Source organism: Sphingomonas sp. (assembly GCF_029239295.1).
Lineage (GTDB): Bacteria > Pseudomonadota > Alphaproteobacteria > Sphingomonadales > Sphingomonadaceae > Sphingomonas.
Map to the genome: position 1 here is coordinate 1 of NZ_JAQZBC010000011.1, position 18,393 is coordinate 18,393.

The window sequence follows — 18,393 nt, forward strand, 5'->3', positions numbered from 1 at the left end:
CAGAACCGAAAACTTCCCGCACCGCCCGCGCCCTCGTCAAAGACGATAAGCATCCCGGCTACGGCCAAACGGGCAAGGCGGCCCTCACGCCACGCTTACGCTCCAAACGTGACAGTTTGCGAACCAAGTAAGGTCGAGCCGAAGAACGGCCCGACCCATCAGGCACTCGCGCGTCAGTTAGAGGCCGACTTGTGACTGAGCTTCAGCGTGCCACCATACGCCTTACCGGAGCTTCGCGTCATGCCGGGCTTGCGACCCAAGCCGATCTTTTTCGCCATGGCGCTACGTGCTTCCGAGTAACTTTCAGCAACCATCGGATAGTCCGGCTTCAATCCGTACCGCGCGCGATACTCCTCGGGCGTAAGGCCGTGGCCGGAAAGGTGGCGTCGCAGGGTCTTGTAAGGCTTGCCATCGATCATCGACAGGATGTGATCCTTTGACGCGAGAGATTTCCGAACTGAAACGGCGGGCGTGTACTCGTTCGTCGTTTCCGCTGGCACTTCTTCAAGGGTCGCGATTGGGAGCTGGTGCAGCGCTGCATGCACTTGTTGCAGGAAAGACAACACCTCAGTTTCGTCTGCTCGGGTGTTCGGATTGGAAAGCCACGCGGTGGTCAGCTGTACCGCAAGGTCGACCATGTCAACCGTCGGATCATGCTGCGAATTTACACTCATTTAGTACACCTTCATAGGGGAGGGGGTCCGCTGCCATCCCTGCGTGGTGTTTTCAAGGTCAACATGCGGGTCTTTGCGCTAAGATGTAGAAAGCGTAACGCGTTACCGCAAATATTGTTATGCAGCGCTACCGCCTCGTTACCTCGGTCAAAGTAATACTCGCCTGCGTAAGGTGGCGTGAGGACCGCAGTTTATGTGGCTTGCGCTGTTGTCTGGTCTGTCTGGGGCACCCAGTTCCACGGCGTCAGCTCGAGCAGCGACTGGTGGGCCAGTCGCCGGCGACCCTGGCGATGACATCGGCGATATAGGCCTGCGGGTCGACGCCGTTGGCCTTGCAGGTCTGGACGACGGTGTAGATGGCGGCGGCTCGCTCGCCGCCTGCGCGCGAACCCGCGAACAGCCAGTTGCGCCTTCCCACGGCGACGCGGCGCAGGGCCCGCTCCGCGATATTGGTGTCGGTCTCCAGGCGCCCGTCACCCAGGAAGCGGCACAGCGCCGGCCAGCGTTTGGTGCCATAGGCGATGGCTTGGCTTTGCCATGTCGGACTTGGGCGACAGGCGGCGAAGGGCAGCGTCGAGCACCTCGCGCAAGGCGTCGACCAGCGGCTGACCACGCACCTCCGCCTCGACGGCATAGAGCGTGCCGATGCGCTCCAGGATATCGGTGGTCAGCGGGGTTGGTGAGCGTTCGTGCAGGTCGAAGACCTTGCGCCGGAAGTGTGCCCAGCATGCGACCTCCGTGACGCCACCGCGGTACAGGGCTTCACAGCCGGTATAGGCATCGGCCTTAAGAAAGCCGCGAAAGCCGGCGAGATGCGCCTGGGGGTGCGCGCCGGTGCGATCGGGCGTGAAGCGAAACCATGTTGCGGGCGGTGTCGTGCTGCCAGACGCCTGGTCGTCGGCGGCCAGCTTACCCAGCCGCGCCTGCTTGCGCCACGTATAGCTCAGCCTGCTCGACACCTCGCGCCGGGTGATGGCATCACGGACCCGCACGCCCGGACGGAACGCCTCGGCCAGGATCTCCAGCTTCTCCGGGTCCGACCAGCTCCGCCGGCCGGACACCCGACCGACCACCTCCACACGACCAGTGGCCTGACACCCCTGTAAAGCTGGCCGCCTAAAGATTGAGGGCAACCAACGAAAGGAAAGCCGATGCTAGCATACATTCGGAAAGCGGTGATCATGTGCGCGGCGCTGTTTGCCTCGGCGGTCGGCGGCCAAGTCCTGAAGGCGCCATACACACTCCTCGACAACACGAAGGATGGCCATACCAAGCTGGTCGCGCTGGTGTCCAAGACGAACGCGGCGGTGAAGAAGGGCGCTGTCGTTGTCACGTGCCGTGACGCGCCGCCGTTCGTCTATGCGGTAAAGGGTACATCTTGCCCGGCGATGACGCGACCCGTAGAGCCTATTGACCAGCATCAGGCGCTGCTTAACCGCGGCGACCTTTGGGGCGTAAACATCAGCGGGTTGGAGTTTGCAACCGAACTGTCGGTGGTCGAAGCTGACATTGATTTTTACGCTGATGCTGGCGTCAAGAGCATTCGCCTGCCGATCAAGCGTGATCGTCTGCTAACGGAGCAAAAGCTTGCTGCACTGGATGCGCTCGTAAAGCACGCCACGGGTCGCGGTATTGTCGTCGTGCTGGACGAGCATAGTTTCGGCAACATTGGCGATCCTCGCATTCGCGATTTCTGGCTTCGGGTAGGCCCGCGATACAAGGGACAGCATCTCGTCTGGTTCGACCTTCAGAATGAACCCGGTGGTGGCACATGGGAAACGTGGGGACCGGATAGCCGCGAGTTGATCCATGCGTTGCGTGCGGCAGGTATTGATAACGTGATGGTTCTCGAATGGCGGCAGTCATCCGGCGCATCGCGCGCCGACAAGAACGAACTCTCGTCCGAACCATGTGTAAGCGCGCTGTGCAGCCTGAGCCGTGCTGGCGTGAAGACGCTGGCCGACTTGGATCCGCTCAAGCGCACTGTTCTCTCACCTCATCGCTACTTCGACAAGGACGGTTCCGGAACCAGCAAATATTGCCGCACTGATCTGTCACCGAACGGAGCATTCGGGTCGTCAGTGAGCATGGCTCAAAAGCTAGGTGTCAACCTTTATCTGGGTGAGTTCGCGTGGGGTAGCTACGCAGACGACTTCCCGGAGAGCTGCCGGACCCTTGCGCCGAAGCTGATCGAGTATCTGAAAGCGACGCCGGAGTTTATCGGTGGGGCGTCGTGGGGGTGGGGGCCGCGCTGGTCCAAGTCTTACATCTTCCGAGGCGAGCATCCGGATGACCCCGCGCGAACTTGGGCGACCGCTAACGGCCAGTTTGTGCGGTCGCTCATGGAGGCGAACTGATGTCGGACAAGGAAGCCGAGGCTGTGTGGCAGATCCGGCGCATCATGCCAACATGCCGCCCGGGATGCCCAAGGCGCGACTGCTTGAGGCGCTTGCGGCTGTGCCGGCGTGCTGAGCCGTTCCTTACCCACACACCGGAAAGCAATACGCGCTTCCAGTACGATATCATCAAAGGACGGCCGGAGAGCGTCCGCGATTTCGCCGGCAGCGTTCGGTAGATGCAGAGCACGCAGGTCGGGATGCTAGAGCGCCTGGCCAAGCTGGACGCCAACCGCGTTGGTGAAGCCATCGCGAAAATCGAGGTGGTGGGCGACGCGGTAAAGGAGCGCGTCGAGGTAGCAGTCGAGGCGGTCAAAGATCGGGTCGACAAGCTGAAGGCGGATAAGGACCGGTGCGATGGTGCCGGCTCCTTCGTCAGCCTGCTGTTCAAGTACGGGCCAACCGCCTTATCGCTGCGGACGCTGCTGTACTTGGCGGGGCGATCGATCGGCGTCGTCCCTGCCCCTCCGATGCCCGCAGTGCGGATCGAAGCGTCGGGCAATCCCGACAATAACGAACCCCGCTCGGGAGATACGCCATGAGCAACGACAAGCTGCGCGTTGGACCTGTGTCGCTTGCCACGATCCACCATTTCGAAAGCTGCCGGCTGGAAGCGTATCGGGATGCGGTGGGCGTGCCGACGATCGGCTGGGGCAACACCTATTATCTCGACGCCTCCAAGGTCCGCATGGGCGACAAGCTCACCCAGGCGCAGGCAGATGACCTTTTCGCACGCATCCTTGAGCGGGATTTCTCGGCGCCAGTTGGCAAGGCCCTTGGCGAGGCTCGGACCACACCCGCTCAGTTCGGCGCCATGGTCTGCCTCGCGTACAACATCGGGACTACGCGCTTCAGCCAAGCGCGGTATTCGCCGTGCTGTTGCAGGTTTATTTTCTCGCGAAGTCTCGATCAGCTCGTGAAGCTCCTAAGCCTTGAACCGCCCCCTTCAGATCGGGTCTTCCGATGCTCGGTCGTCTGTCATGCCGTCATCCAAGACGTAGTGATCGCGCTGGAGACGGTGACGCGAAGTACCTGCTGAAGAGCAAGGAGGCGTGGTTTCACTGCCGCCAGCCGGTCAAGTACACCGTCGGCTGGATTGACGAGGTAACGAAGCCGCAGCCGTAAGCGGAAGAGGCACCCAAACTTCGGGGGGTCAGCATGCCTCTTCCTGCCCAACGCGGGAGTTCGGCGCCGTGCACATCATGTCTGCATGGTTCCCTCCGCTCTGGCAATCACCCCAGCCGGTAGACTCATCCATTGCTGAGGCGTATTGCCAGAGCACGATTGCCAGAAGGACCTCCATAGCTGGAGCCGCTTCTACAATTGCGCGAGCGGGACGAAGGCCATGTGTAGCAAGTGCAGGCGGATAGCCGTCGCGAACGGCGAAGAATGGAGGGTGGTCGCGAAGAAGTAAGCGCGCGTGGGCGGTGTTAAGTTCAGGACGATTGGCCACTTGTCGAAGCTCGATGCGCAGCTGGGGATCACCTGCAACGGCTGCGGGCATCAGATCGTGATGGAGCGTCGGGGGGCTTCTTCCGGCACAAGGGCTGAAACGCGACCTTAGAGGCGTCCGGCTATCGGCTTCGCTGTCGCAAATGCGGGCATAAGGGAGCCTCGTTGCGCGCAGTGCAGCTCAAAGAGCGCGGCAAGGTGCCGATGCCGAAGGTGCCGTGGGAGACGTAGCTGCGGCCTAACAAAAAATAGCGGGGCGACGGCTGTGGGCACGCTCGCCGGGCAGTCCACCTCGCGCCGTCGAGGCTTGAAGGCCCAAGCACTCAATCGCGGATAAACTGGCCAGTTGGATATAAAGGGAAACCACGCAAGCGTCGACCTAGGATAGCGCCACTACTAGGACAGCAAACACCACCAGCATCTCGAAGAATCCGACCAGGAAGCGGCGGTTGATGAGGCGTCCGATCCCTAGCTCAAGCGCCGGTTGAGTGGCTGGCGCCCGGATGTCGAAAGCGCCAGAGCCAACCTCATACAGGCTTCAGGCGTCAAGCTGAGCAAGCTCCGCCGACCATCCTGCGGGTCGCCTGACCGGCTCAAGAGGTTCATTGCCACAAGCTTGTCGATCCACCGGATCGCCGTGGTCTGGGGAACATACGAGGCAATACATGCCGATGTCAGGCACGTGGACTTACCCTCCGCTCGATCAATCAGCAAAGCGAGCATGATGTCCCAAGCGGGATCTCCGAACAAACCGAGCCCATCGAAGTGGAAGTCTCGTTGTCGGCGCGCGCTGTAAATGGCACGGGCTGCCTCAATATGATCCACACCGATGCCGCAATCTGCAAGCATGTCGCTAGGCTGAGACCGCTCTTGATATTTCGAATCGGTATCGAAACGGTTAGCCATATGCGCTATTCCCCCTACAGGGCCGCTCTAACGCGGATTATGCACCCCTGAATTAACCAAAAGTAGATCAACCTATGACGAAAATTGCAAGTGCACACGACGAGTTGACGAGGAGAGTTCGTGAGGCACTCACCATCTCTGATCATCTAGGGCTTGTGGATACTAGTATTGCCCTCAATGCCGCCCTGGTTTCCTTGGATGGGAAAGGGACACCAGGCTTGGATCAGATGCCGGGCGGTGAACGCGGGCCGATTGTCGCTGGTTCCAAGCCAGTAAGGCCGTGACAGGCACTTAGCCAACTCGATCTGTTATGGAGTAGGCGTTGGGCGGTCGATGATCCTCAATGCAGCGTCACAGGCCTGACGACTGCATGGCGCTAACCCGACGATCCCGAGAGCTTCAGCGACTCGGTTACCATCTACCCCGATCATGTGGCGGCACCGCTCGGCGGGCTCACCCCGGTGGCGCTGCTGATCCGCCGTGAACGAACCGGCCGCGGGAGACAGGCCAGCATCGCTCAGGCCGAGGTCATGCTCGCCCAGATTAGCCGGGAGATCGGGCTGGCGATGGAGGGCAAGCAAGCCGATGCTCGGTCCGCCGTCTACCCCTGCCGTGGGGATGACGACTGGATAGGGATCTCGCAAAGGAACGGGGCTGAGGCTGCGGCGATCGCGTCCGTATGCGGGGCGCGCCGCTTGAAGAATGGGCAGCATCGCTGGCGCCGATGATGCGGCACGACAGCTTCAGGCGGCGGGGGTGCCGTCGCGCGGATGCTGCGCGTCGGCGATCTACCATCGTCGGACTACTTCGCCGAGCGCGGCCCTTTACGAAAGGAACATCATCCGCTGCTGGCGGAGCCCGTCACGTCGGAAGCGCAGCAATGTCTCGGCCAGCTACCCGATCCGGAGATGCGGCCCGCACCGTTGATGGGCGAGGATGGTGATAAGGTGCTACGCGAGTGGCTGGGCGTGGACGCTGACGCGATAGAGCGTTTGGTGAAGGCAGGGAGCGTGGAACGGGAAAACCCGGGGGAGCGCAGCGTGATTGAGGTGGTGCTCGCCGGAAATCACCCGACCTAGACGAGTGGCGAAGGCAGCGGCGTGACCTGCAGCCCGGCATCGCCCTCGACGATGCTGTGGAACAGACGATCGCGTATCTAGTCGTCGGCCAAGAACGTGAGGAGCATGCGCGTGCCGTCGTAGCGACGCAGTGTTGCGCGTTTGACGAGCGGCGGCGCGGCCACGAGGCTCGGGGTCCCGGGGAGGATCGGGTATAGGCCCAAGCTGCCCCAGATGTACCATGCCGTCATGGCGCCGGCGTCATCGTCCATCCCGTCCGCAAAGCCCATTGGCGCGAGGGCGAAGCTGCGGCCATGCCAGGGGCGGGGGCGCTTTCCCTCATTGGCATAAGGGTGATCGACCGGCTGGGTGAGGTAGCGGTGGATGATCGCGCTGGTCGCCGCCGGCCGGCCGAGCGCGGCGTAGAGCCAGGGGACGTGGATGTCGGGCTGGTTGGTCATGTTGTAGAGGTCGCGGGCGAAGAAGGTGTCGAGTTCGCGCAGGAAGCGGTCGCGGCCCAGCGTCTCGACCATCCAGTCGAGATCGAACACCGGCGCCCAGCGATACTGCCAGAGCGTGCCCTGATAGAGGCCGCGCGCCTTCACCACGTCCGCGTCGGCGCCGAGGTTCTCGAAGGTGGCGCGCCACATCGGGCGGTATGCGAGCGCCTTCGCACGGAAGCGGGCGGCGGTGGCGGTGTCGCCCAGATCGGCGGCGAGCTCCGCGATGGCCCAGTCGTCATAGGCGGCCTCGATCTGCTGATCGGGCGTGTCGCGCTGAAGCGTATCGGACTCGCGCACCATGCCAGCGAGCGCGGCGCGGGCGTCGAAGCCGGTGATGCCGCGGCGGCGGAAATCGAGCAGCGCGACGCCGGCATGCTCGGTGCGGACGGTGAGGAAGGGCTCGGTCCTGGTCGCCCAGCGCTGCTTGCCCTCGCCGTAGAGCGCGACGAGCGAGCGGGCGATGTCCGCCGCGCGGGCGGGATCGATGAGCGCGATGAGCGGGAGCTGGGTGCGGTAATTGTCCCACAGCGCCCAGCTGGCGTAGCGCGTCTCCCCCGGGAGGGAGCGGTGGATGCGCCCGTCGCTGCCGCGATGGCGGCCGTCCGGATCCTGGATTGCGACCGGCGTCTGCATGGCGCGGTAGAGCGAGGTGTAGAAGAGTGCGCGGCGATCGCGCGGGGCCGTGACGTCGAGGCGGGAGAGCTCGTGCTGCCAGCGCGTGTGGGTGGCGGCGAGGACGGCGGCGAAGGGGCGGGCGCCAAGCTCGGTATCGCGCACCACCGCGGCGGCGGCGGGATCGACGGTGGAGAGCCCGGTGCGAACTTCCACCACCGCCCCGCGCCTGAGAGCGAGCGGCAGGGTGGCGACGGCGCCGGCGACGGTGGCGGCGGGGGCTGGCGTGCCGTCGATCGTGACGCGGCTGGCGCTGTAGATGGTGTAGGCGCCCTCGTCGCACACGGTGCCCGCGGTCATGCTGGCGCGAAGATCTGCGGTGATGGTGGCGGCGTGGCGGCGGGTGTAGGCGTTCGCCGCGTCGAGGCGGAGGACGTAGCGGCCCGGCTTCGTGACGGTGAAGCGCAGCAGCCCGGCGCCGCGCGTCGCGGTCATCTCCGCGGTGATGCCGTTGGCGTATGTGACGCGGTAGCGGCCGGCGGAGGCGCGCTCGCTTCCCTTATCGAGCGGGGCGAGCGGCGGGGCGCCCTCCGGGAGCAGCGAGACGAGCAGGTCCCCGCCGCCGCCGCCGCAGCCGACGCCGACCGCGCGGGTGTGGGAGAAACCGTGCAACTGGCGCGCGGCGAAGTCATAGCCTGCGTGGTTCTTGGGGTGCGTGTCCGGACCCAGCTGCACCATGCCGTAGGGCGCGACGGCGGCGGGGGTGAGTTGGCCAAAATCGCCGAGCGTGCCGACGAAGGGATCGACGAGGTCGACCGCCTTCTCCCGCGCGGCAGCGGGCGCGGCGACGAGGAGGGCGGTGGCGGCCGCGAAAGCCGCGCAGACGCGGCGCCATCGCGCGCGGCAGGCGAGCATCATCGGTATCACTTGTGCGGCGGACGGAAGAAACTGGGCGGGAATGGCGCCATGGCGGGGCCGTTTGGATCGCGCAGCTCGTTGCGCTCGCCAGCGTCGGCGCTGAGCGGGATCTGCATGCCGTTGGTTTCCTCGAGCAGGCGGAAGAGCTTGGCGCTCATCCGCTCGGCGAGATCCTCATGACCGGGGCGGGCGAGGAGATTGTCGTTCTCGTGCGGGTCGACGGCGAGATCGTAGAGCTCGTCGAGATCCCAGATGCCGTGGAAGTGGATGTACTTGTAGCGATCCTCGCGCAGCGCGTGGACGGTGGGCGTCTGCGGGAAATTCCGTTCCCAATAATATTCGTACATCAGTTCCTTGCGCCACGGCACCCCGGGCGCGCCGCCGCTTGCCGGCGGGACGGTGACCAGTGGGAGCATGTTCGATCCGGCGAGGCCGTCCGGCGCCTCCAGCCCGGCGGCGGCGAGCATGGTGGGGGCGACATCGATGTTGGCGACGACCTGTTCGACGGTGCCGGCGCCGAACAGCGACGGGCAGCGCATCAGCATCGGCACGCGCATCGATTCCTCATAAGCAGCGCGCTTGTCGATCAGGCCATGCTCGCCAAACATGAAGCCATTGTCGCCCATGTAGAGGATCAACGTGTCATCGAGCTCGCCGCGCTGGTCGAGCAGATCCATGATCCGCGCGATGCCTTCGTCCACCGCGAGCAGCGTTTCCATATAGCGCTTGTAATAATCCCCGATGTCGAGCGTGCCGTGGTACGGATAATCGACGCCGTGCCAGCTGTTGCGCTGGTTCTCGACCCACATCGGGCGGCCGGGGACGCCCGGCTTCATGCTGGCGGGATAACGGAAGACCTCCTTGTCGTAGCGGCCCTTGTGTCGTTCCGCCGGGATGAATTCGGAATGCACCGCCTTGTGCGCGAGGTGCATCATCCACGGCTTCTTTCGATCGCGCTGGCCGATCCAGTCGAGCGCGTAATCGGTCAGCTCGTCAGTGATATAGCCCTTCTGCGGGACATGCCGGCCGTTGACGTTGAGCCCGTCGGGGTGAGGCAGATAATAGCCCTGGCCCTTGAAGCTGACCCAGTGATCGAAGCCGGGCTGCGGCGCATCCGTCTCGATCCCCATGTGCCACTTGCCGATGAACGCGGTCTCATAGCCGGCGGCCTGGAGATATTCGGGATAGTAAGTGAGGCTCGGCGGGATCGGGTGATTGTTGTCCACCACCCGGTGCTGGTGCGCGTATAGGCCGGTGAAGATCGAGGCGCGGCTGGGCGAGCAGAGCGCGGTGGTGACGAAGGCGTTGCGGAAATGGATGCCCTCGCGCGCCAAGCGATCGAGCGTCGGCGTCTCGCCGAAATCCTGCGCCTTCATGAAGCCCATCGCGTCGTAGCGATGATCGTCGGTGAGGATGACGAGGATGTTCTTGGGCTTCACGCCGGCCTTGCGCCGCAGCTTCAATTGCTTCTTTGGGGGTGCGGCGCCCGCGGCGAAGCTGTAGAGGCCGAAGGCGCCCCCGGTGCCGGCGAGAAGCACGCCGCGGCGGTCGACACCCTTGGTCATCAATGCTGGCCCACGTGAGAGTAAGGATCGGTCTGCCCGGCGAGCCAGGGGTCGCGGGTCTCGGCGCGGATGGCGCGTAGCCGTTCGGCAAGCTGGGCCTTGATCGCGGCATAGGCAGGATAGGCGGCGACGTTCACAAGCTCGTCCGGATCGCGGGTGAGATCGTACAATTCCTCCGCCGGGCGCTGAAGGTACGCCGCCTGGTTGCGCTTGCCGAGCGGGATCGCGGGATCGGCGCTGATCGCCTTCCACGATGGCGAGCCCGCCACGTCCCCGGCGATCGGGTACGGCAGCTGCCAGGCGAGGTTGAGGATGTAATTGTGGGTGCGCGTGCGGATGCTGCGCATCGGATAATATTGATTGATCTCGTGGAAATTATGGCTGGCGACGATGGCGTCGCGCGTGGGATCGCCGGCCTTGCCGAGGATCGGCAGCAATGACGTGCCGGACAGCTTGTAGGCGGCAGGCGGGGCGACGCCGGTCCAGTCGAGCACGGTGGGGGCGATGTCCGTCCAGCTGACCATCGCGTCGTTGACTGCGGGGGCGCTGCCCGGCGCGTGGACGATGAGCGGCAGGTGGAGGCCGGCATCGTAGAGGTTGGATTTCGCGCCCGGGAAGGGCCGGCCGTTGTCGCTGAGGAAGATGACCAAGGTATCGTCGGCGCGACTGGTAGCGGCGAGATCGGCGAGGATCATGCCGACGCCGGCATCGAGGCGGCTCAGCGATTCATAATATTCGGCGATGTCCTGCCGCACAGCAGGAAGATCGGGCAGATGGGACGGGATCTGCACGCGGCGCGGATCATAGCTTTCCGGCTTCACGCCCGGCCAAGCGCGATCGTTGCCGTAATCGACGGCGGCGCGATGCGGATCGCTGTACGCGATGGTGACGAAGAACGGCCGCTCGTCAGTCGAGCGGATGAAGCTCGCCGCGGCGATGGCGAGTTCGCGCACGTCGCGGATGCCGCCGCGTTCGGGCACCAGTTCCGCCTCATAGGGAAAGGCGCTGTCGGGCCCGACATGCTTCTTGCCCACGAGCGCGGTGGCATAGCCGGCGCGGCGCAGCATCGCGGGCAGCGTCTCGATCCCCGGCAGCAGCGACTGGTGATGCACGTCGTGCTGCAGGCCGTACATGCCGTTCTGATGCGTGTAGAGCCCGGTGTTGATCACCGCGCGGCTGGGGCTGCACGAGGAAACGGCGGCATAGCCGTGGCGGAAGAGCGTGCCGCCGCGCGCTAGGCGATCGAGCCGCGGCGTCTTCACCGCAACGCCATAGCAGCCGAGATCGAGGCCCTGATCGTCGGAGATCAGCAAGAGGACATTGCGCTGCTTCTTCCCCGGCGGGGTGACGGCCTCAGCGAAGGCCGGGGCGGCGCTGGCGGCGGCGATGCCGGCCATGCCCTTCAAGACGTTACGTCGATCCATGATCGCAACGATAGCGGCACGGGCGGCGCGCGCGAAGGCGGGAATGCGGGAGCGGTTGGGCCTGAAGGAACGTCAACCCCGGGGTCGGCGCGGGATCCTGCCTCTCGCGGGTTGGCGAGGAAGCGGGACCCCGGCTCGAGCCCGGGGTGACGAAGGTTCAGTCTAGATCACTGACGTTCGATCAGAACTCCACCGCCGCGCTGAAGCGGAACGAGCGGCCGAGGATCGGACGGGCGAGGATCGCCCCCGTGCCTTGGCCACCGATGATCCGCGGATTGCCTTCGGTGAGGCCGATCTCGTCCGTCAGGTTGTTGCCGGTGACCTGCAGGCGGATCCGCTCGTTGAGCAGCACCGAGACGCCGGCATCCAGCTGATAGAAGTGCGGCAGCAGCTGCAGGTTCTCCGGATCGGAGAAGCGATCGCCGGTGTATTGCAGCGTGGCGAACAGCGACGGGCGGATGTTGCCGACTTCGACGTCAACCGCCGGCGTCACGCGCCATGCCCATTTCGGCTGGCGCTGCACCCGGTTGCCGGTGTTGTCGATCGCGCCGTTGCCGGTGAAGAAATCCCGGTACTTCGCGTCGAGATAGGTGCCGGCAGCGGTGATGCTGAACCACGGGGTGGGCCGGATCGCGCCTTCCACTTCGACGCCGGTCGCCTTCGCGCCGCCGTTCGAGCTGGTCGGCACGTTGTTGATCAGCGTGGTGGTGGCGAGACCCTTGAACCGGTTGTGGAACACGGTGGCGTAGAGATTGGCGATCCCGGTCGAGACCTTCACGCCGCCTTCGTAGGTGTCGACTTCCGCGGTGGCGGCAAGGCCGGTCTTGTCGGCGATGTTGATCGTCGAGGCCTCGCGCAGATTGTCGAACTGCGGGAAGCTGTTGCCGCGGCTGTAGCGGGCGAAGACGCCGATCTCGCGACTGAAATCGTAGTTCGCGCCGGCCGTCCACGACCAGGCATCGTCGCGGTAGCTGACGTAGCGCGGCGGGCCGAGCACGGTGACCGAGTTGTCGTAGAGCGTCAGCGGATCGCGATCGAGGTTGATGTTGCCGCCCGCAATCGGGGTGCTGATCGTCGCGTCGATCAGGTGGCGCTGCCAGCGTAGGCCGCCGTCGATGCGCAGTTCCGGCGTGATCTGGAACTCGTCCACGGCGTAGAAGGCATAATCCTCGCCCTCGTAGAAAGCGCGCACCTGGAAGGCCGGGCCGCTCGAGAAGCCGTTGAGCGTCGCCGTGCGGCCGCCGTTCAGCGTCATGTTGAGGCGGCGTGCGTTCGGCTCCGCGGCGAGCAGCACCTGGTTGCCGAGCGCCCACTGATCACGCGAGGTGTAGTTCGCGTAATAGAAGCCGCCGGTCAGCTTGTTGTTGCCAGCCGTCCATTCGAAGGCCGAATCCGAGACGAAGGACGAGATCTTCTTGCGCACTTCCCAGATGCCGGCGCGCATCACGCGGGCGTCCGCGCCGCCGGCAACCGCGCCGCCAGCCGTGGCGTAGGTGAGCGTATCGACCGTCGAGCCGGCGCCGCCCAGCGTCACCGCCATCGCGGCGGCCGTGATCGGCGCCTCGACCGGCACGAGGCCGAAGGTGTTGGCGTTGCCGCCGAGGTAGCTCGTCCGCTCACGCAGGCGAAGGCCATCGGCCACTTCATATTCGAAGTTGATGCCGGTGTTGATGACGTTCGCGCCGCGGCCCTTTTCCAGATCGACGGTGCGGCCGACGACGTTGGTGGTCACCCGCGTGTCCGGCCCGAGCAGCGTGCCGGTGCCGGCCGGGAAGCCGGGATATTCCGAAATGTCGCCCTGGGCGTTGGAGATGATCGGGATCGGCAGCAGCCATTGGCCGCGATCGTTCAGGTAGCGGGCATAGACCTCGACCGAGCCCTTGTCAGCGAAATCGTGGTGGATGTTGGCGCTGATCTGCCCGCCCTTCTCCGCACGGAAGCGCGGATCGCGGATGCCGTTGCCCTGCGCGTAGAAGCCGCCGATCATGAAGCCGGTGTCCTCACCGAGCGGGCCGGAGACCCAGGCGTCGCCGCGGATCTCGTCATAATCGGTGTAGGACAGCTTCGCGAGCGCCTTCAGCTCGCTGCCGCCGATGCGCGGCACGACGTTGACGGTGAGGCCGGGCTGACCGTTCGAGAACAGCGAACCGGTGCCGCCGCGCACGGCCTCCACGCGCTGCACCGTCTCGTCGAGACGGATGAGCTGCGAGTTCTCGAGGAACGAGAGCGTCGAGGGCGGGAAGACCGGGGTGCCGGCATATTGGAAGGTGACGAACTGCGCGTCGCCGCCCGAGGGATAGCCGCGCACGAAGATGTTCGCGCCGTTTTGGCCGCCCGAGCTTTCCGCCATGACGCCCGGCACAGTGCGCAACAGATCTGCGGTGCTGTTGGGCGCCGCGCGCTCGATCGCGTCGTTGCTGAGCGAGGTGACGGCAAAGGATGCGTCCTGACGGCGCGTGCCGCCGCCGGCGGTGCCCACGACGATGATGTCTTCCCCCGACGGGCGCGTACTGTCGACCAGGCCCTGTTCAGGCGTGGCGCGCTGCGCACTGTCGGCGGACTGGGTGTCGGTCGGATCGGTTTGCGCGGTCGCCGGTGCCGCGACCAGCAGCGCGCCGCTCGCCGTGCTGATCATCAGAAGGCGGAAGGTGGTGATGGAAAGCATAACTGTTCCCCTTAACGAACGTGGGCCGCACTCTTTGTTGGGCAGCTCGCTAGACTGTATTAGTCCTGCCTCGGTTCTTAGTCGATCATGGAAGAGCTTGTCAGCGGCGGCACAGAACGATCAACAGATTAGTGTCGCCATCCCGCCACAGCTAAGGTTGTCTATGAAACGCCCATTCCTTGTGCTGTCCTTGCTTTTCGCCGCGTCGGCCGGCGCACAAACCGTAACGATACCGGTGACGACTTTGCCGCCATCGAACCTGTTGACCACCGAGGCCAAGCACGTGATCGTTCGGCAACAGGCGATCCGCCCCCCCGATTTCGGCAACGACATAGCCGCGGCGCGCGCCTTCTGGGGGCGGTACAATGACGAGCGGCTGGCGGAGATGCGGCTGCATTTTCGCACCGTGGAGCGGCGCGAGGCGCTGGGCGGCGTGGCGGTGGACGTGGTGCGGCCGGCGGCCGGCGTGGGCCCGCGCAACCGGGAGCGCGTGCTGATCAACGTGCATGGCGGCGCGTTCCTGTGGGGTGCGGGGAGCGGCGCGCTGGTGGAGGCCGTGCCGATCGCGGCAACGATGGGGATCGAGGTGGTGACGGTGGATTACCGCCTAGCGCCCGAGCACCGCTTCCCGGCCGCGTCGCAGGACGTGGCGGCGGTCTATGCGGCGCTCCTCGAGCGCTATCGGCCCGAGAATATTGGCATCTACGGCTGTTCGGCCGGCGGGATCATCACCGCGCAGACCGTGGCGTGGCTGCAGCGCGAGAAGCTGCCGCGGCCGGGCGCGATCGGCACCTTCTGCGGCACCGGTGCGGCCTATGCCGGGGACAGCGCGTATCTGTCAGACCCGCTGACGGCCGGGAAGCCGATCCGCGACGGCGCGCTGCTAAGCACGCTGCCAACGCCGTATCTCGCCGGAGTGGCCGCGGATGACCCGATGGCCTATCCTTTTGGCGACGATGCGGTGATGGCGGCTTTCCCGCCGGTGCTGCAGCTGGCGGGCAGCCGCGACTTTGCCGCCAGCATCCTCACCGCGCAGCATCGCAAGCTGACCGCGCTTGGCGTGTCGAGCGAGCTGCAGCTGTTCGACGGGCTGGGCCACGCCTTCTTCGTCTGGCCGGACATGCCGGAATCGATCGAGGCATACCGGCTTGTCGCCGGGTTCTTCGATCGGCATCTGGGGACGGCACAAGGCTCGAGGAAGTAGAAGATGATGCGTTCGCATTGGGTGCTGGGCATCGCGCTCGCCGCCACCGCACTGGTCACCAGCCCGCTGCCGGCACAGCAGGTGCAGCCGGCCCAGCAGGCTCAGCGGCGCCCCTCGCCCGCGGACATTTACGGGCCGCTGTTCAGCGCGGTGCAGGTCGGGCGGATCTTCCCCGACGGGAAGACCTTCGTCGATGCGGTGCCCAAGCGCGCGCCCGATGCGATCATGGCGGATTATGTGCGCGTTGCGCCCAAGGCGCCTGAGGCGCTGCGTGCTTTCGTGCTCGAGAATTTCACCGTGCCCGGCGTCAACGATCGCGGGGCGGACGAGCTGCGCAGCCACATCCGCAACCTGTGGCCGATGCTGGTGCGCCAGCCCGCGCCGGTGGCGGCCGGCAGCTCCGCACTGCCGATGACGGCGCCCTACGTGGTGCCCGGCGGCCGCTTTCGCGAGATCTATTACTGGGACAGCTATTTCACGATGCTGGGCCTGGCCGTGGACGGGCAGCAGCCGCTGATCGAATCCATGCTGGCCGACTTCACCGACACGATCGAGCGATACGGCCACATCCCGAACGGGATGCGGACTTATTATCTCAGCCGGTCGCAGCCGCCATTCTTCGCGCTGATGCTGGACCTGTCGAAGGACAATGATCCCGCGCTCGCCGCGCGGCGGCTGTCGGCTCTGAAGCGGGAATATGCCTATTGGATGAAGGGGGCCAAATGCCTGGATGCCAGCGGCGCGTGCGAGCGGGTGGTGCGGATGCCGGACGGCACGCTGCTCAACCGCTATTGGGATGATCGCGCGCTGCCACGCGACGAATCCTATGCCGAGGATCTGATCACCGCGGAGGAGGATTCCTCGCGCCCGCCAGAGACGATGTACCGCCACCTGCGCGCCGGCGCGGAAAGCGGCTGGGACTATAGCAGCCGCTGGCTGTCTGACCCGCAGCGGCTGGCCTCGATCCGGACGACCGATATCGTGCCGGTCGACTTGAACAGCCTGATGCTGATCATGGAGGAAGCGATCGCCAAGCGCAGCGCAGCGGCCGGCGACCAGGCGACCACGGCCGAGTTCACCCGGCTGGCCGCGAAGCGCAAGGCGGCGCTGAACCGCTATTTCTGGGTGGCCAAGGAAGGCCGCTACGCCGATTGGGACCGGACGGCGAGGGCGCCGACGCCGCGCGTTTCCGCCGCAATGCTCTATCCGCTGTTCGCCGGCGCCGCTTCGCCGCAGCAGGCGGCCGCGGTTGCGGCGACGACCCGCCGCACGCTGCTGGCGCCGGGCGGCGTGCGCACCACGCCGCTGCGCACCGGACAGCAATGGGACGCGCCGAACGGCTGGGCGCCGCTGCAATGGGTGGCGATCGCCGGCTTCGACCGATCCGGCCAGCCGGACCTTGCGCGCGAGATCGCCAAGCGCTGGATCGACACGGTCGCGACCACCTATGGCGAAACCGGCAAGATGCTGGAAAAATATGACGTCGACGAGCGCAAGCCAGGCGGCGGCGGGGAATATCCGACGCAGGACGGCTTCGGCTGGACCAACGGCGTCGCCAGCGCAATCCTGGAAAAATATGGCGCGTGGCTAAATTAAACGCTATTCACATCGACAAACAATCCAGCGGGCAGGTATCTGAAAATTGTGCGGCGAGGTCGTTTACGCTCTATCAATAAGATGTATACCGGCGCAGGCGTTAAGGCTGACGAACCAATATTATAGTTGCTGATCGAACCATACAATATATAATACTTCTCCTCGGCTATATTAGGTGTTTAGGACGCGCCGAATGGATCAGAAAGCTTTGCGACTGCCTCCGACGCCAGCTGGGAAGAATCGCGTATCAGACAAAGGTCGAGCGCTGCCTGAAGGCGAGGCTTATCAAGGTGGGTACCAATAAAGACCAGTTCCTGGCGGCGATCTCCAAAGGGCGCGAGCCAACGCTCTCGGATGCGATCGAGGGCGGCCTCGTCGACCGGCCACGCCCCTGGCGGGACTGCAGCCCAGAACCGACCTCCGCGCCGTACATCTACCATCGCACCTGCGAGGCTCCACTCCAGGGAGATGCCGGGCTGGGTAGCCACCCAAAAGTATCCCTTACCTCGTATAACGCCAGGCAGGCTACCAGTTAGAAGGGCGTAAATGCGCTGTGGGTGAAACGGGGCACGAGCACGATACACGAAAGAGTCCACTCCGTATTCGAGCGTCTCTGGCACATGTTCGGAGCTTCCCTGTAGCTCTCGAGCCCAGCGCGAGTTCAGGCGAGCTCGTTGCAAATCAAAGAGGTTCGTGCCGACGACGGCATCTAACGGTACCCGCCCAAAGTCAACCTCGACCACCCGGGCACTTGGATTAAGGCTTGCGAGAATGCGGCGTGCCGAAATCAGAGACTCGGGTAAAGCGGTGCCAACCTTGTTTAGTACCAGAACGTCCGCGAACTCTATTTGCTCAACCAGCAATTCCACCAATGATCTGTGATCATCCTCCTTCTGAATCTCGCCGCGGTCCCGCGGGAAGGCTCGGCCAACGAAGTCCTGCACGAGACTGGCGGCGTCAACGATTGTCACGGTTGTGTCTAGCCGAGCAACGTCTCCGAGGCAGGCCCCGGCTTTGTCTCGAAAGGAAAAAGTAGATGCAACGGGCAGCGGTTCTGAGATGCCAGTGGACTCAATAACTAGATAGTCAAAGCGCATTTCCTCGGCAAGCTTACGGACCTCGCAAAGAAGGTCTTCCCTGAGTGTGCAACAGATACATCCATTAGTCATCTCTACTAGAACTTCGTCAGACCGGCTTAGTCCAGCGCCGCCGCCCCTGATAAGTTCGGCGTCTATATTGACTTCTGACATATCGTTTACAATTAACGCTACCCGCAATCCTGCCCTGTTGTGTAGGATGTGGTTTAAAAGGGTTGTCTTTCCGGCGCCCAAAAAACCCGAAATGACTGTAACCGGTAACCTATGGTCTTTGTTCACCGCAGCACCGCGGTTTTTACAGTAGCCGGTGTTCGCCAGGACAA

General features: G+C 64.5%; 16 protein-coding genes and 1 pseudogene. 7 read left to right on the top strand and 10 right to left on the bottom strand.

The genetic code is table 11. The features are described 5' to 3' along the window. Positions 1 to 173: 173 nt before the first annotated feature. The 4 genes and pseudogenes from K0S66_RS11430 to K0S66_RS11435 form a co-directional block, all read right to left on the bottom strand. Positions 174 to 674 (bottom strand): MucR family transcriptional regulator, encoded by a 501-nt coding sequence (locus K0S66_RS11430; protein WP_301075528.1) that lies wholly within the window; start codon positions 672 to 674, stop codon positions 174 to 176. 244 nt (positions 675 to 918) lie between these two features. Beyond that, positions 919 to 1,092 (bottom strand): transposase domain-containing protein, encoded by a 174-nt coding sequence (locus tag K0S66_RS16815; RefSeq protein ID WP_366520825.1) that lies wholly within the window; start codon positions 1,090 to 1,092, stop codon positions 919 to 921. Between the two features lie 12 nt (positions 1,093 to 1,104). After that, positions 1,105 to 1,167: pseudogene (locus tag K0S66_RS16820) on the bottom strand (hypothetical protein); the annotation flags it as partial. Then, a complete protein-coding gene (locus tag K0S66_RS11435) occupies positions 1,148 to 1,735 on the bottom strand; it encodes a transposase (RefSeq protein WP_366520823.1) in 588 nt (195 codons plus the stop codon). The gene K0S66_RS11435 and the pseudogene K0S66_RS16820, both read right to left, overlap by 20 nt. Before the next feature lie 90 nt (positions 1,736 to 1,825). On the opposite strand from K0S66_RS11435, the gene K0S66_RS11440 reads away from it, so the two are divergent. From K0S66_RS11440 to K0S66_RS11450, 3 genes are all read left to right on the top strand, one after another. Further along, complete coding sequence (locus K0S66_RS11440) at positions 1,826 to 3,031, top strand: cellulase family glycosylhydrolase (RefSeq protein ID WP_301075529.1); 1,206 nt, start codon at positions 1,826 to 1,828, stop codon at positions 3,029 to 3,031. A gap of 218 nt (positions 3,032 to 3,249) precedes the next feature. Beyond that, the gene (locus K0S66_RS11445; RefSeq protein ID WP_301075530.1) at positions 3,250 to 3,612 is read left to right on the top strand and encodes a hypothetical protein; all 363 of its coding nucleotides are present in this window, start codon (positions 3,250 to 3,252) and stop codon (positions 3,610 to 3,612) included. Beyond that, on the top strand, positions 3,609 to 4,109 hold the full coding sequence (locus K0S66_RS11450) for a lysozyme (RefSeq protein ID WP_301075531.1): 501 nt from the start codon (positions 3,609 to 3,611) through the stop codon (positions 4,107 to 4,109). Before K0S66_RS11445 ends, K0S66_RS11450 begins: the two co-directional genes overlap by 4 nt. 881 nt (positions 4,110 to 4,990) lie before the next feature. Here the strand turns inward: K0S66_RS11450 and K0S66_RS16825 are convergent. Beyond that, positions 4,991 to 5,428 (bottom strand): winged helix DNA-binding protein, encoded by a 438-nt coding sequence (locus K0S66_RS16825; RefSeq protein ID WP_366520824.1) that lies wholly within the window; start codon positions 5,426 to 5,428, stop codon positions 4,991 to 4,993. Positions 5,429 to 5,844: 416 nt separating this feature from the next. Between K0S66_RS16825 and K0S66_RS11455 the strand changes: the two genes are divergently transcribed. Both K0S66_RS11455 and K0S66_RS11460 read left to right on the top strand, forming a co-directional pair. Next, a complete protein-coding gene (locus tag K0S66_RS11455; RefSeq protein ID WP_366520826.1) occupies positions 5,845 to 6,156 on the top strand; it encodes a CoA transferase in 312 nt (103 codons plus the stop codon). 42 nt (positions 6,157 to 6,198) lie between these two features. After that, positions 6,199 to 6,507 carry a hypothetical protein gene (locus K0S66_RS11460; RefSeq protein ID WP_301075533.1) on the top strand — a complete coding sequence of 103 codons (309 nt, stop codon included), beginning with the start codon at positions 6,199 to 6,201 and terminating at the stop codon, positions 6,505 to 6,507. Between the two features lie 77 nt (positions 6,508 to 6,584). Here the strand turns inward: K0S66_RS11460 and K0S66_RS11465 are convergent, their stop codons facing one another. From K0S66_RS11465 to K0S66_RS11480, 4 genes are all read right to left on the bottom strand, one after another. Beyond that, positions 6,585 to 8,519 (bottom strand): glycoside hydrolase domain-containing protein, encoded by a 1,935-nt coding sequence (locus K0S66_RS11465; RefSeq protein ID WP_301075534.1) that lies wholly within the window; start codon positions 8,517 to 8,519, stop codon positions 6,585 to 6,587. Positions 8,520 to 8,524: 5 nt separating this feature from the next. After that, a complete protein-coding gene (locus K0S66_RS11470) occupies positions 8,525 to 10,084 on the bottom strand; it encodes a sulfatase (protein ID WP_301075535.1) in 1,560 nt (519 codons plus the stop codon). Further along, a complete protein-coding gene (locus tag K0S66_RS11475; protein WP_301075536.1) occupies positions 10,084 to 11,508 on the bottom strand; it encodes a sulfatase in 1,425 nt (474 codons plus the stop codon). The genes K0S66_RS11470 and K0S66_RS11475 overlap by 1 nt, the downstream gene beginning before the upstream one ends. A gap of 181 nt (positions 11,509 to 11,689) precedes the next feature. Further along, on the bottom strand, positions 11,690 to 14,173 hold the full coding sequence (locus tag K0S66_RS11480; RefSeq protein WP_301075537.1) for a TonB-dependent receptor: 2,484 nt from the start codon (positions 14,171 to 14,173) through the stop codon (positions 11,690 to 11,692). Positions 14,174 to 14,435: 262 nt separating this feature from the next. Between K0S66_RS11480 and K0S66_RS11485 the strand changes: the two genes are divergently transcribed. Together K0S66_RS11485 and treF are read left to right on the top strand one after the other, a co-directional pair. Further along, positions 14,436 to 15,377 carry an alpha/beta hydrolase fold domain-containing protein gene (locus tag K0S66_RS11485; RefSeq protein WP_301075538.1) on the top strand — a complete coding sequence of 314 codons (942 nt, stop codon included), beginning with the start codon at positions 14,436 to 14,438 and terminating at the stop codon, positions 15,375 to 15,377. A gap of 3 nt (positions 15,378 to 15,380) precedes the next feature. Next, on the top strand, positions 15,381 to 16,973 hold the full coding sequence (treF, locus tag K0S66_RS11490; protein WP_301075539.1) for an alpha,alpha-trehalase TreF: 1,593 nt from the start codon (positions 15,381 to 15,383) through the stop codon (positions 16,971 to 16,973). Positions 16,974 to 17,152: 179 nt separating this feature from the next. Here the strand turns inward: treF and K0S66_RS11495 are convergent, their stop codons facing one another. After that, on the bottom strand, positions 17,153 to 18,349 hold the full coding sequence (locus K0S66_RS11495) for a GTP-binding protein (RefSeq protein WP_301075540.1): 1,197 nt from the start codon (positions 18,347 to 18,349) through the stop codon (positions 17,153 to 17,155). Positions 18,350 to 18,393: the final 44 nt, after the last annotated feature.

Coding starts and splice junctions, on each gene's coding strand:
- K0S66_RS11440 (WP_301075529.1), top strand. CDS start 1,826: ATGCTAGCATACATTCGGAAAGCGGTGATCATGTGCGCGGCGCTGTTT.
- K0S66_RS11445 (WP_301075530.1), top strand. CDS start 3,250: ATGCAGAGCACGCAGGTCGGGATGCTAGAGCGCCTGGCCAAGCTGGAC.
- K0S66_RS11480 (WP_301075537.1), bottom strand. CDS start 14,173: ATGCTTTCCATCACCACCTTCCGCCTTCTGATGATCAGCACGGCGAGC.
- K0S66_RS11465 (WP_301075534.1), bottom strand. CDS start 8,519: ATGATGCTCGCCTGCCGCGCGCGATGGCGCCGCGTCTGCGCGGCTTTC.
- K0S66_RS11460 (WP_301075533.1), top strand. CDS start 6,199: ATGCTGCGCGTCGGCGATCTACCATCGTCGGACTACTTCGCCGAGCGC.
- treF (WP_301075539.1), top strand. CDS start 15,381: ATGATGCGTTCGCATTGGGTGCTGGGCATCGCGCTCGCCGCCACCGCA.
- K0S66_RS11470 (WP_301075535.1), bottom strand. CDS start 10,084: ATGACCAAGGGTGTCGACCGCCGCGGCGTGCTTCTCGCCGGCACCGGG.
- K0S66_RS11475 (WP_301075536.1), bottom strand. CDS start 11,508: ATGGATCGACGTAACGTCTTGAAGGGCATGGCCGGCATCGCCGCCGCC.
- K0S66_RS11430 (WP_301075528.1), bottom strand. CDS start 674: ATGAGTGTAAATTCGCAGCATGATCCGACGGTTGACATGGTCGACCTT.
- K0S66_RS11450 (WP_301075531.1), top strand. CDS start 3,609: ATGAGCAACGACAAGCTGCGCGTTGGACCTGTGTCGCTTGCCACGATC.
- K0S66_RS16825 (WP_366520824.1), bottom strand. CDS start 5,428: ATGGCTAACCGTTTCGATACCGATTCGAAATATCAAGAGCGGTCTCAG.